Here is a 14,280-nt window from a genome sequence, read left to right on the forward strand (position 1 = left end):
AGAATTTTCGAGAATCGTATGTGTTTCACTGTTTAGTTATCAAGGTTGTCTGTCTTGCGACAGCTTGTTTATTTTATCATGTTGTTTTTGATTTGTCAAGAACTTTTTTAAGTTTTTTCAAATCTTTTTTCAACCGATTTACTGTTCGTTGACAGCTTGTTTACTTTATCATAGTTTCAAGTGTTTGTCAACATCTTTTTTATTTATTTTTTGTTTTCCAAAAAATAAAAGCGGAGAAGGAGGGATTTGAACCCTCGCGCCGCGTTAGCGACCTATACCCTTAGCAGGGGCACCTCTTCGGCCTCTTGAGTACTTCTCCAGACTCCGAACTAATAGTTCAATATTAAATTCGAATGCACTTTGGAATCTCCCGAAGCGCATTTGTAATTATATGTAAAAAAACCTGTTTTGTCAACAGGTTTTTTTACTTTTTTTCATATTTTTTATTTTTTACCCTAAAATCCAGTTTCAGAACCTGCAAATTTCATACTTCCCTCAAGAAGTATACTGTGCTATTGTCGCTTCGATACGGCTTTTTACCTCTGCTGCAATCTCTGTTGTTTTCATATCTTTATACTCATCATAGTATATGGGTTCCAGAAAGTGTACCTGCACTGTTAGTTTCTTAACAGATCCCGTATCAAACGCTTTATAAGAATCAATCAGTGCTACAGGTACGATCGGACATTTTGATTTCGTTGCAGCTTTAAAACTTCCACCTTTAAATTCCTGCGGATGATTGCCGTCTTTGCTTCTAGTTCCCTCGGCAAAAATCAGATAGTTTCGTCCTGCCTTTACTTCTTTGATAACATTAATGATTACCTGCATAGATTGTTTGACATCATCGCGGTCAATCATAAACGCTTTCATGCATGCAAATACCTGCTTCAGAAATGGTACGTTTGTCAGTTCTTTTTTTGCCACTACCGAGAAAGGTACCGGACATACCTGTATGATTGCAAGTACATCAAATAACCCCTGATGATTGGGAAAGAAAATAAATCCATTTTCTTTGGGAATATTTTCCATACCATGACCGTCAATTACCAGATTTCCGCCTTTCACTGCTCTGTTATCTACATATTTAAGAAGCTGATATCTCTGTTGTTCACTATAACGTTCTGCATGCGATGCATACCAGCATAACTTAAACCATCCATATGGAACAAAAAAGAGATTTCTAAATACCATCAGTAATATTCTTTTCATTTTTTTGCCCTCGATATATTATGCTCCTGCTTTTTCCGAAATTTTGTCTTCATATCCCGGATTCTTCTTGATAAATGTTTCATATGCTTTGGTATATGTCTTGTAAGCATCTGTCTTCATAAATTTGACATATGCTGTAGACGCCTGAGTTTTCATATCATCTGTGATCTGTGACGGTGCCATGATATAATAAGCTTTATCCTGTTTACCGACCATATAAGTTCCAATACATGGATATTCCTGATCATCCTCCAGGATCAGATTGTAGGTTATGTATACATAACTGTACTTGTCATTTTCAGAAAGGATCTCGCAATCCTGAACAGATACTTTCTTAGGATTATGTGATGCAAAATATTTGAGTGTTGCTGTAATCTCTGTCTGAAGATCTGCTTCTGTATTATCTGCCTGGTTATAACACTCCTTTACCTTCTTTTCTTTCCCGTCAGTATAGGACTGAATCAATTCCTCTGTTACTTTTTCCGGTGATTTATGACTCACTCCCCCACATCCTGCCACACAGAGTGTCAGTAATACCAACACTCCGGCTGCAAGATATCTGTACCATTTCTTCATGGTTATTCCTCTTCCCCTCTGTTTTCATCCTGTGTGCCCAGATCTGTAAGCGGATCAGACTCTTCTGTTTCTGTACTGTCTGTAATTTCCACTGCTGCCTGCTGTGCATTTGCATCTTTCTCTTCTTTATCTCTCACTTTAGCTACACTGGCTACAGTGACACCCTCTGTAAGATTAATCAGTTTTACACCTGATGTAATTCTTCCAAGAATGGAAATATCAGAGCATGCGATTCTGATGATAATACCTTCCGTAGTAATCAGCATTACTTCATTATCTTCATTTACAGCTCTTGCTCCGATTACATCACCTGTTTTCTCGGTAATCTTATAACATTTTACACCTTTACCACCACGATTCTGACAGGTAAATTCACCCATAGAAGTACGTTTACCCATACCATTTGCAGAAACTATCAGCAGACAATCTCCCTGAGAATTCAGCTGCATTGCCACCACTTCGTCTCCATCATCAATATTCATACCGCGTACACCCATAGAAGTTCTGCCTGTACTCCTTACATCTGTTTCTTTAAAACGGATACACATACCATCTTTCGTAACAAGAATTATATCCTTCTTATCATCTGTAAGCTTAACCTCGATCAGCTCATCATCATCACGCAGTGTGATAGCTGCCAGTCCGTTTTTACGCACATTTGCATATTCTTTAATTGGTGTTTTCTTTACCAGGCCATTCTTCGTGGCCATCATCAGATAATGACCATCTTCAAATTTGCGGAGCGGAATTACTGCAGTGATGCATTCGCCCGGCATAAGCTGTAACAGGTTAATAATCGCGGTTCCCCTTGCGGTACGTCCTGCCTCCGGAATCTCATATGCCTTCAGACGATATACTCTTCCTGTATTTGTAAAGAACATCAGATAATGATGGGTAGTTGTCATCAAAAGTTCCTCAATGTAGTCATCCTCAAGAGTCTGCATTCCCTTGATTCCTCTTCCACCTCTGTTCTGGCTTCTGAAATTGTCTACTGTCATTCTCTTAATATATCCAAGTTTAGTCATTGTGATCACTGTATTTTCTCTCGGAATCAGATCCTCTGTAGAAATATCGTATACGTCATATCCGACAGAAGTTCTTCTGTCGTCTCCGTATTTCTCTGCAATTGCAAGAATTTCCTCACGAATTACGCGAAGAAGAAGATTTCTGTCAGCAAGGATTGCTTCGTATTTACGGATTTTTTCCATTAAATCAGCATATTCTGCTTCCAGCTTCTCTCTTTCCAGACCTGTCAGAGCACGCAGACGCATATCTACGATTGCCAATGCCTGAACATCTGTCAGTTCAAAGCGATCCATTAATTCCTGTTTTGCGATCTGCACATTCTGCGAAGCTCTGATAATACGGATTACCTCATCAATATTGTCCAGTGCTTTTAACAGACCTTCTAAAATGTGAGCTCTCTCCCTTGCTTTATTCAGGTCATATTTCGTTCTTCTGGTTACTACATCTTCCTGATGGGCCAGATAATATTCCAGCATCTGTTTCAGATTTAATACCTTCGGTTCCAGACTTCCATTATTCGGAATAAGTGAAAGCATATTTACGCCAAAAGTATCCTGTAACTGAGTATGCTTGTACAATAAATTCAAAACTACATTTGCATTTGCATCTTTACGCAGATCAATGCAGATTCTCATTCCCTCACGGCTGGAATGGTCATTCAGGTCTGTAATCCCGTCAATCTTTTTATCTCTTACAAGTTCTGCAATCTTTGAGATCAGACGCGCTTTATTTACCAGATACGGAAGCTCTGTAACAATAATTCTGGACTTTCCGTTTGGAAGAGTCTCAATGTTTGTTACCGCACGTACACGAATCTTGCCGCGTCCTGTTCTGTATGCTTCTTCAATTCCTCTTCTTCCAAGAATTGTGGCACCTGTAGGAAAATCAGGACCTTTTACAATATCCAGGATCTCTTCCATGGTAGTTTCGCGCTGTTCTTCGATGGTATTGTCAATAATCTTGACAACAGCATCCACAACCTCTCTCAGATTATGAGGAGGGATATTAGTAGCCATTCCTACTGCAATACCTGAAGTTCCATTTACCAGAAGATTCGGATAACGGGACGGCAACACAACCGGCTCTCTCTCTGTCTCATCAAAGTTAGGCTGAAAGTCAACCGTATCTTTGTTGATATCTGCCAGCATTTCCATGGAAATCTTACTCAGACGTGCCTCAGTGTATCGCATGGCTGCTGCCCCGTCACCATCTACGGAACCAAAGTTTCCATGTCCGTCTACCAGCGGATATCTGGTAGACCATTCCTGTGCCATATTTACAAGTGCTCCATAAATAGAACTGTCGCCATGTGGATGATATTTACCCATTGTATCACCGACAATACGCGCACATTTACGATGCGGTTTGTCAGGACCATTATTCAGTTCTATCATGGAATACAATACACGTCGCTGAACCGGTTTCAGACCGTCTCTTACATCAGGCAGTGCTCTGGAAGCGATAACGCTCATGGCATAATCAATGTAAGAGTCCTTCATGGTCTTTTCCAGATCCACCTCGTGGACTTTGTCAAAAATATTATCTTCCATTTATCTATTCTCCCTATTATCAGATATCCAGATTCTTTACAAATCTTGCATTCTCTTCAATAAATTCACGTCTCGGCTCTACCTTGTCACCCATCAGTGTAGTAAATGTAAGGTCAATCTCAGAAGTCGCAGCCTCATCCATGGTAACCTTAAGCAGGATTCGTTTCTCAGGATCCATTGTCGTCTCCCAAAGCTGGTCTGCATCCATCTCTCCAAGACCTTTATAACGCTGGATCTTGTTATTTCCGTCACGTCCGATTTCTGTCAGAATCTGATTCAGTTCATCATCGTCGTATGCATACCATACTTTCTTGTTCTTCTCCACCTTGTATAATGGCGGCTGTGCAAGATACACATATCCCTGTTTGATAAGCTCAGGCATAAAACGATACAGGAAAGTCAGCAGAAGGGTTGCGATGTGCGCACCATCGACATCGGCATCAGTCATAATAATAATCTTATGATAACGAAGTTTACTGATATCAAAATCTTCATGAATTCCTGTTCCGAAAGCTGTGATCATAGCTTTGATCTCTGCATTTGCATAAATCTTATCCAGACGTGCTTTCTCTACATTCAGGATCTTACCTCTCAGCGGAAGGATAGCCTGTGTTACACGATTTCTGGCTGTTTTTGCAGAGCCACCGGCGGAATCTCCCTCTACAATGTAGATTTCACAGTTCTCAGGATTCTTATCTGAACAGTCTGCAAGCTTTCCAGGAAGTGACATATTATCAAGTGCTGATTTTCTTCTGGTCAGATCACGAGCCTTACGTGCAGCCTCACGTGCTCTCTGTGCAAGAACTGATTTCTCTACTGTAGTTTTCGCTACTGTTGGATTCTGCTCAAGGAAAATCTCAAGCTGCTTGCTCACCACGCTGTCAACAGCCCCTCTTGCTTCACTGTTTCCAAGCTTCTGTTTTGTCTGACCTTCAAACTGGGGATTCTCAATCTTAACACTGACGATTGCAGTCAGACCTTCGCGGATATCATCGCCACTCAAATTGGGTTCACTGTCTTTAAGCAGCTTGTTCTTTCTAGCATAATCATTGAACGTCTTTGTCAGGGCATTTCTGAAACCTACAATATGAGTACCACCCTCAGGTGTATTAATATTATTTACAAATCCATAGCAGTTCTCTGTATAAGAGTCATTGTGCTGCATGGCAACCTCTACAGACACACCGTTCTGCTGTCCTTCGCAGTAAATGATTTCCGGGTAAAGCGCTTCCTTGCTTCTGTTCAGATAGCTTACAAATTCACGGATACCACCTTCATAATGGAAAATTTTCTCTCTTTCCATTCCTTCTCTGGTATCTTTAAGAGAAATCTTCAATCCCTTTGTCAGAAATGCCATCTCTCTCAAACGCTGTTTCAGAATGTCATAATCATATACTGTTTCCTCAAATATTTCTTTATCCGGAAGGAAAACAACTGTTGTTCCGGTCTTATCCGGTTGGCAGTCTCCCACAACCTTCAGGGGATACATGGTTTTACCACGTTCATATCTCTGCTGATAAATCTTACCTTCATGATAGATCCTTACTTCAAGCCATGTGGAAAGTGCATTTACTACAGACGCACCTACTCCGTGAAGACCACCGGATACCTTGTACCCTCCACCTCCAAATTTACCGCCAGCATGAAGAATGGTAAATACTACTTCTACAGCAGGAATACCTGCTTTATGATTGATACCTACCGGAATACCACGTCCGTTATCTACAACTGTGATAGAGTTGTCCGGATTAATAACTACCTGAATCTCTGTACAAAATCCTGCCAGTGCTTCATCAACTGCATTATCTACAATCTCGTAAACCAGATGATGAAGACCTCTGCCGGATGTACTTCCGATATACATACCTGGTCTCTTTCGTACGGCTTCCAAACCTTCCAGAATCTGGATTTGATCCGCTCCGTATTCTGTATTTTCTCCGCCCATTTCTTTCCTCCTGTTATATATACTTATCACCAGAATATATCTGAAAACCCCTGCGTAAAAATCATAAACAGGTTTTCAAATATATTCTGGTATCTGGACATAATAATACAAATTTATTATAGCACAAAAGCCCATCGCTTGCCACAGCCTTAACAAAAAAGAATCCCCGAAAATGGGAATTCTTTTGTAAGTATTATGACTATTTATTTATCAGATACTGGTAAACATCTCTTTTGGTCATTCCTCTGTCATTTGCCACAAGTTTCATAGCTTCTTTTCTGGAATGCCCCTGATTTTCATATAATTCCATATGTTCTTCTATTGTTATTTTCTCCCAGGAAGCCTTCTGTTCCTCTTCCATCTCCTGTCTGCTTCTGCCTTTGATCACAAGCACACATTCACCCAGTGGCTTCTCTGTCTGATAATAAAGGATCAGCTCCTTGATAGTCGTATGGAATGCAGTCTCATGTCTTTTCGTCAGTTCCCTGCAAAGAGTCATTCTGCGATTTCCAAGAGTTTCCTTCAATTCCTCCAGAGTTCTTACCAGTCTGTGAGGAGCCTCATAGAGAATGATAGTTCTCGTTTCATTCTTCAGTTCTTCCAGAATCAATTTTCTTTCTTTTTTATCTGCCGGAAGAAATGCTTCAAAAGCGAATCTTCTTGTTGGAAGTCCGGACAGTGTCAGGGCAGTGATACAGGCAGCAGGTCCCGGAAGAGACGTTACTTCAATCCCTGCTTCATAACACATTGCCGCAAGCTCCTCTCCCGGATCCGAGATTCCTGGCGTTCCCGCATCTGTGATCAATGCAATATTCTGACCTTCCTGCATTTTACTGATCAGAACATATGCCTTATCAATTTTGTTGTACTCATGATAACTGGTCATAGGTGTTTTTATATCAAAATGGTTCAGCAGTTTAATACTGTTTCTGGTATCCTCTGCTGCAATAAGATCCACTTCTTTCAATGTTCGAAGTACCCGGAGTGTGATATCCTCCAGATTTCCTATGGGTGTTGCACATAAATACAATTTACCACTCATAATTTGTTTCCTCTCATATTACTTTGCAAATAAAGTTCGGTTAAATCATATCATAAATCTTCCGTATATTCTCCGTATAGACTCCTGGCTCTTTATATACGATCAGAGGCGGTTCCACTGTAATTCTGGAATTTCCTCCCTTTAATGCCTCGATCAGAACCATGTTTGGTTCTCTGTCTATGTATGGATATACAAGTTGCATCCTTTTTGGCTCCAGACGATACTTTGTGAGAACATTCATAATCTCTGCAAGTCTGAACGGTCTGTGGACCATATAAAATCTTCCACGTTCTTTCAGAACCTTTGATGCCTGGCTCACCACATCCTCCAGATTACAGAGTACTTCATGTCTGGCAATTGCTTTTGGCATGTCCGGATTGCGAAGTCCATGCTGTCCGATCATATAAGGTGGATTACTTGTCACTACATCAAAAGAAGCTGCCCCAAAAATCTCAGCAGCTTCCTTAATATCACCCTGTACGATCTCAACATCGTTCTCCAGATGATTATATCTGACACTGCGTCCGGCCATATCTGCACACTCTTTCTGAATCTCAAGTCCTGTAAAGTGTTTCCCATTTGTTTTGGTTTTAAGCAGGATCGGGATAATTCCCGTTCCTGTTCCCAGATCCAGAGCAGTCTCACCTTTTTTTACTTTTGCAAAGCCAGAAAGAAGAACTGCGTCCATCCCAAAACAGAATTTATCCGGATCCTGAATCACATAATATCCATTCTGAAGATCATCTACACGTTCATTATCTTTTACCAGCTGATCAGTCATTTAATTTGGAATCTCCTTTTTTATCTTCCAGATTTCCAAGTTCTTTTAATTCTTTCTCAGAGACTTTGACTTTCTTCTTTCTCGGTCTGAATTTCAGGTCATCTACCGGAAATTCCTGAATTTCTTTCTCGTCATTAATCTCTACAATTACCTTTACACGCTGACGGAGCACATTTACACTGTGTACAGTTCCGGTAAGTCCATCCGGAGTCGTAACTGTATCTCCCAGGCCCGGAAGCTTTTTATTCAGCTCTTCGTATGTCTCCTGCTCATTCTTCAGACAGCACATCAGCCTTCCACACACACCGGAAATCTTTGTCTGATTAAGAGACAGATTCTGCTCTTTAGCCATCTTGATGGATACCGGTGCAAACTCAGACAGATATGTGTGACAGCACAGACATCTTCCGCAGATACCGATTCCTCCCAGAATCTTCGTCTCATCGCGGACACCAATCTGGCGAAGTTCGATACGTGTTTTAAAAATTGCTGCCAGATCTTTTACCAGCTGACGAAAATCAATTCTGCCGTCAGCAGTAAAATAAAACAGCACTTTATTATTATCAAATGTATACTCCGCATCTATCAGCTTCATTTCCAGACCATGTTCACGAATCTTCTTCTGACAGATTTTAAATGCCTCTCTCTCTCTGACTCTGTTCTGTACCTCTCTCTCGTCGTCCTCCTTTGTTGCCACACGAAGAACTTCTTTGAGAGGATGGACAACATCTTCCTCCCCAACTTCTCTTGGTGCAAGTACGACTTTCCCGTATTCAATTCCCCGGGCTGTCTCCACGATCACGTGATCGCCTGTTTTAATCTCGTAATCTTTAGGACTGAAATAATAAATCTTGCCTACATTACGAAATCTCACGCCTACTACTTTTGTCATTCTATTTCTCCCTGATCGTCAGGAACAGCAATTCAAATGCCAGATCAAAATTAACATTTGCTTTCAGACGTACCTTTGTCTTCTGAATAGAATCCAGAATGTTCTCCAGATTCTCGTAGGAACGCTGCTTTGCCTGTTCTCTGATAAAATTAATTTCCTGTTTAAATACCAGATTGTCAATCTCCTGTGTTGCCTTAAACATCAGGACATCTCTGAACCAGAACTGGAAAATATCCAGATAATCGTTGATATTCTGTTTGTCCTCAGAAAGACTCTTAATCGCATCTGACAGTTCATAAACTTCCATGGTGTTTGCATATTTAAGAATCCTCAGTGCATTTTGAGTCATCTCTGCAAACTCCTGAGAAGTAGCTGCTTCTTTTGCCCTTCCAATACTGCCCTGTGCAAAGGATGCGTCAATCTCTGCCTGGTAATCCGGAACATGAAGATGCTCCATCAGATATTTCTTTACAAGACCGTCATCCACTACCTTCAGATCAAGACGAACACATCTTGACTGAATAGTCGGCAGCAGTCCCCCGATATTATTAGTCAGCAAAAGAATCACTGCATATTCCGGCGGCTCTTCAATTGTTTTAAGAAGAGCATTCTGTGCCTGTGGTGTCATAAGATCTGCATCTGCAATAATATAAATCTTGTAAGGACTGTAATATGGTCTGATATCTATATCATTGATCACCTGATCCCTGATCTCGTCAATTGTGATCGTTCCGGGTTTCTCATGACTGACCATAATAATGTCCGGATGATTCTTACCCATCGCCTTTTTGCAGGAGTCGCATTTCTGGCAGGGTTCTGTACCTCCGGCCTCACACTGAAGTGTTGTCGCAAAAGTCCCTGCAAGGAGCTTCTTACCAGAACCTGGTTCGCCGGTAAAAATATAAGAATGCGATATTTTTCCTGATTCTATTGCATTTTTTAAATGTCCTATAATCTCTTCATGTCCGATAATATTGTTAAATCCCATCATAAGAATCACCTCACCAGTCCGTTTTGTAAGATATTATACCATAAAAGAAGAACTATTGCACAGACTTTATATAATTTGCGATTTCTTTCACACAGTCATCAAGATTTATATTCTGAAAACGTTTTTCTATCCCTGCGTTCAGAATATTTTCCTCTGAAAAATCCGACTGATCTGCAATAAATCTTCTGCACATTTCCTCATATCTTGGATTTTCCTGTTCTCTCTCTCTATTAAGAGCACGACTCAGTCTTTCTCCATCTTCTACCTGGACATAAACAGGACAGACTGCATCTTCCCCATAGTATTTACGCATCTTTTTAAATGACTCCAGAGTACCGATTCCCAGATAATCGGAATCTGTAAGGTTCACCTGACCATCATCTGCAGTAAAATAAGTCCATATTCCATGAACCGTATGATATGCTCTCTCCTCAATAAGATTTCCGTTTTTTCTGAATTCTTCCAGTTTTCCGTCATCTACAAAATAATAATTTTTTCCATCCTGCTCTCCTGCCCTGATCGGGCGGGTTGTATACAGAATAAGTGTTTTCAGATTCAATTCTTTATGTGCGGCCAGAAGTGAATAGATTCTGTCTTTTCCGGATGCACTCTTTCCCATGATGTAAAAAATCTTTCCCATATCTGTTATGTTATTCCTTTGCCGGACTGTATTCTTCCTGCCCAATTTCATTTCGGGCAGCTACGCAGATTGTTTCAGCAGATGTATCACTGAGTCCCTGTACTTCCAGCCCCTGTTCCATGTATCTTCTCACATTTCTTACAAATTGTCCAGTTATCTGCTCTCCCGGCACAATAATCGGAATTCCGGGCGGATACAGATAAGCAAACTCTGCACTGACTTTGCCAACACTTTCTTTCAGAGAATATCGCCTTTGCTGCGCATCCACTGCCTGAGAAATTGTCATAAGCTGTGTCATTCTCGCATGAGAAGTATGATACTGCGATTCCTCCGACTCATCTGTTTGCTGTATCTCTGCATCAATCTCTTCAATTGCAGTACACAGTCTCTCAAATCCCTCTTCTGTATCTCCCACTGCTGCAATTCCAAGAACATATTTCTCAGCCGCCATTTCCATTTCAATGTGATATCTGTCACGAAGTATCTGATGGAGAAGCTGTCCGTTAACAGAAGTTCCGACTGTGGAAAACAACAGCTTGGATCTGTCAAAATCATAGATTCCACTGCCTTCGATCATAGAACCTTCAATCAGTTTTATTTTTTCACACTTTGAAAGACGCTGTCTGGCTTTTTCCAGATTGAAGGTAAATTCGCGAAACATCTGCTGCCCGTCTTTTCTCAGTTTATCCATACATGCATCCATACTCGCCATCAGAATATACGACGGACTGCTGGTCTGGTAAATCCCCATAAATCTCTTTATCTTTTCCACATCTGCCATATCACTGCATATATGAAGCACCGCCGTCTGAGTCATAGATGGCAGCGTTTTATGGAAACTCTGTATTACGATGTCAGCTCCCAGATCAGCAGCAGACACCGGAAAATACTTAGAAAAATGAAAATGTGCACCATGTGCTTCATCCACAATAAGAGGAATCTTATGTCTGTGTGCAACTTCTGCAATTGTCTTTATATCAGACACAACTCCGTCATACGTAGGCGAAGTAAGCAGAAAAGCCTGCACATCCGTATTTTCTTCCAGATATCTTTCCACACGTTCAGGTGAAATCCCTCCGTTTATCCCCAGTCTCTGATCTTCATGTGGATAAATATAGACCGGCTGAAGCTCACGTAAATACAATGCATGGTAAACAGCCTTGTGACAGTTTCTTGCGACAAGTATCTTCCCGCCTTTATTTACACTTGCACTGACTGCTGCCAGAAGAGCCGCCGTACTTCCATTTACACTGAAGAAACATTTCTTTGTCCCATAAATCTGAGCTGCATATTCCTGTGCTTCTTTCAAAATCCCTTCCGCATGATGAAGATTGTCAAATCCTGAAATCTCTGTAATATCTCTCTCAAAAAGAAAGTCATCTGCTGAAGATGCCCTGTTTCTCTTATGTCCCGGCATGTGAAACGGATAATAGTCAGACTGCCCATAGCTTTCTAATTTTTTATATAATCTTTCCATTTTTTTCCTTTTTTATACTAATTTCCAATACTCGTTCCAAATTTTCCACTGATTATTGCCTTTTCGTGCCTGGAGCATGGAACTTCCCTGATTCTGTTAAACTTTAAATCTATATCCTACGCCCCAGATTGTTTCAATATACTGAGGTTTTGCAGTATTAAATTCAATTTTCTCCCGGATCTTCTTGATATGAACAGTAACTGTTGCAATATCTCCCACAGATTCCATATCCCAGATTTCCCGAAACAACTCTTCCTTGGTAAACACTCTATTCGGATTCTCTGCAAGGAAGGTAAGCAGATCATATTCCTTAGAAGTAAATGTTTTCTCTTCTCCGTTTATCCATACGCGGCGTGCAGTCTTATCAATCTTGATCCCGCGGATTTCCACAATATCATTTTTGCGTACATTTGAACCGATCAGACGATTATATCTGTCCATATGTGCCTTGACTCTGGCTACAAGTTCACTTGGACTGAATGGTTTTGTCATGTAATCATCTGCCCCCAGTCCCAGACCTCTGATTTTATCTATGTCATCTTTCTTTGCAGATACCATGATGATAGGAGTATTCTTCTCCTGTCTTACCTGCCTGCAGATATCAAATCCATCCACTTCCGGAAGCATCAGATCCAGAATAATCAGGTCAAATTCTTCATTCAGCGCACGTGCCAGTCCGGTGTCTCCTCTGTTGCAGATTTCAACTTCAAATCCGGAAAGCTCCAGATAATCCTTCTCCAGATCTGCAATTGCCTCTTCATCTTCTATGATTAAAATCCTGCTCATTTCATTGGTACCTCCTGATACTTTCTAAGTACAAAATACATAATTGTGCCGATTCCAAGCCTGCTTGTTGCCCAGACCTTTCCTCCATGATCCTCCAGGATCTTCTTTACAATGGAAAGCCCGATTCCGCTTCCACCCTTGGATGAATTTCTGGACACATCTGTTCTGTAAAAACGATCAAAAATAGACGGCAGATCCTTTGCTGCAATTCCTTTTCCATTATCTTCAATTTCAACCTGGATAAAATCTCCCACATCCTTTACGCGAATCTGGATGATACCTTTCGATTTATCCATATATTTGATAGCATTGCTGATAATGTTATGAATAACACGGCGAATCTGTTCTCCATCTGCGATCACCTGCACATTATCCTCAACATAATTGGCATATACCAGTTCAATTCCTCTCGTTTCCAGTTCCAGCCCTACTTCTTCTGCGCAATCACTGAAATAATCTTCTACATTCAGTTTACTGAAAGTATATGGAATTCTGTTGGTATCAATCTTTGAATAAAAAGTCAGCTCATTGATCAGATGATCCATCTCATTCGTCTTATTATAAATAGTCTTCACATAACGGTCTATTTTCTCCGGCGTATCCGCTACGCCGTCCATAATCCCCTCTACATATCCCTTTACCGCTGTGATCGGCGTCTTAAGATCATGAGAAATATTGCTGATAAGTTCTTTATTTTCTTTATCCATAAGAACTTTCTCTTCTGCTGATTCCTTCAGCCGCTTTCTCATCTCCTCAAAATCCCGGCAAAGTTCCGAAAACTCATCGTCACCATCTACTTCCAGAACAAAATCAAGATTTCCCTCTTTGATATTCTGAGTGGCTTTCTTTAATTTAACCAGCGGTGTGGCAATACTTCTGTAAATCCATAATCCAATAGATAAAGCTGTGAATACTAATATTACCGTCGCAGTAAACAGCAGATCTTTTGCAATAATCCTTACCTGTGTCTGGCTGTGGGTGGATTCCCCTACTGAAATATCATACACCACTTCCGAGGAATCCTTTGTCTGCTGTGCAAACTTTGTATGACCTAATCCGTACAAAGTTGCCGAAAATAAAAGCAGAGGAACCAGAATACTCATACCGAATCCAACTATAATCCTTGTTTTTAACTTCATCCCGATCATCCTTTATCTGTTGATTTATAAGGTTTCTATAATTTTGCCCTCTGCAAGCATTATATCATAAAGTCTGTTTTACATATCTAAATTTTCTATAAAAAGAACAGGAATCATCTGTCCTGTTCTTTCAGATAATTCCTGTTTTATCCCATTGCACTGCAATTTTTGCGATATTCTGTAATTATTCAGCATTCCACTGTCTGTGCAAGTACTGAACAGTTAC

12 protein-coding genes and 1 tRNA gene are annotated in these 14,280 nt (G+C 40.6%); all 13 read right to left on the minus strand.

Features of this window, described 5'->3' with window-relative positions; genetic code table 11:
* Positions 1 to 231: 231 nt before the first annotated feature.
* A tRNA-Ser gene (locus G4417_RS10525) sits at positions 232 to 319 on the minus strand.
* Between the two features lie 176 nt (positions 320 to 495).
* Entirely contained in the window at positions 496 to 1,209 is a 714-nt protein-coding gene (locus G4417_RS10530; protein WP_173683410.1) for a lysophospholipid acyltransferase family protein, read from the minus strand.
* A gap of 18 nt (positions 1,210 to 1,227) precedes the next feature.
* Positions 1,228 to 1,785, minus strand: coding sequence for a hypothetical protein (locus tag G4417_RS10535; RefSeq protein WP_173683411.1), 558 nt, complete (start codon positions 1,783 to 1,785; stop codon positions 1,228 to 1,230).
* Between the two features lie 2 nt (positions 1,786 to 1,787).
* Complete coding sequence (gene gyrA, locus G4417_RS10540) at positions 1,788 to 4,361, minus strand: DNA gyrase subunit A (protein WP_173683412.1); 2,574 nt, start codon at positions 4,359 to 4,361, stop codon at positions 1,788 to 1,790.
* Positions 4,362 to 4,380: 19 nt separating this feature from the next.
* Positions 4,381 to 6,306 carry a DNA topoisomerase (ATP-hydrolyzing) subunit B gene (gene gyrB / locus G4417_RS10545; protein WP_118331274.1) on the minus strand — a complete coding sequence of 642 codons (1,926 nt, stop codon included), beginning with the start codon at positions 6,304 to 6,306 and terminating at the stop codon, positions 4,381 to 4,383.
* Between the two features lie 199 nt (positions 6,307 to 6,505).
* Positions 6,506 to 7,348 carry a 16S rRNA (cytidine(1402)-2'-O)-methyltransferase gene (rsmI, locus tag G4417_RS10550; RefSeq protein WP_173683413.1) on the minus strand — a complete coding sequence of 281 codons (843 nt, stop codon included), beginning with the start codon at positions 7,346 to 7,348 and terminating at the stop codon, positions 6,506 to 6,508.
* A 40-nt stretch (positions 7,349 to 7,388) separates the two neighbouring features.
* Positions 7,389 to 8,129 (minus strand): tRNA1(Val) (adenine(37)-N6)-methyltransferase, encoded by a 741-nt coding sequence (locus G4417_RS10555; protein WP_173683414.1) that lies wholly within the window; start codon positions 8,127 to 8,129, stop codon positions 7,389 to 7,391.
* On the minus strand, positions 8,122 to 9,021 hold the full coding sequence (locus G4417_RS10560) for a PSP1 domain-containing protein (RefSeq protein WP_173683415.1): 900 nt from the start codon (positions 9,019 to 9,021) through the stop codon (positions 8,122 to 8,124). Before G4417_RS10560 ends, G4417_RS10555 begins: the two co-directional genes overlap by 8 nt.
* Before the next feature lies 1 nt (position 9,022).
* Positions 9,023 to 10,012 (minus strand): DNA polymerase III subunit delta', encoded by a 990-nt coding sequence (gene holB / locus G4417_RS10565; protein WP_173683416.1) that lies wholly within the window; start codon positions 10,010 to 10,012, stop codon positions 9,023 to 9,025.
* A gap of 52 nt (positions 10,013 to 10,064) precedes the next feature.
* Entirely contained in the window at positions 10,065 to 10,652 is a 588-nt protein-coding gene (locus G4417_RS10570) for a guanylate kinase (RefSeq protein WP_173683417.1), read from the minus strand.
* Between the two features lie 10 nt (positions 10,653 to 10,662).
* The gene (locus G4417_RS10575; protein WP_173683418.1) at positions 10,663 to 12,129 is read right to left on the minus strand and encodes an aminotransferase class I/II-fold pyridoxal phosphate-dependent enzyme; all 1,467 of its coding nucleotides are present in this window, start codon (positions 12,127 to 12,129) and stop codon (positions 10,663 to 10,665) included.
* Between the two features lie 96 nt (positions 12,130 to 12,225).
* Entirely contained in the window at positions 12,226 to 12,915 is a 690-nt protein-coding gene (locus tag G4417_RS10580; RefSeq protein WP_173683419.1) for a response regulator transcription factor, read from the minus strand.
* Entirely contained in the window at positions 12,912 to 14,054 is a 1,143-nt protein-coding gene (locus G4417_RS10585) for a sensor histidine kinase (protein ID WP_173683420.1), read from the minus strand. Before G4417_RS10585 ends, G4417_RS10580 begins: the two co-directional genes overlap by 4 nt.
* Between the last annotated feature and the right edge of the window lie 226 nt (positions 14,055 to 14,280).

The organism is Blautia wexlerae (assembly GCF_013300825.1).
Lineage (GTDB): Bacteria > Bacillota > Clostridia > Lachnospirales > Lachnospiraceae > Blautia_A > Blautia_A wexlerae_B.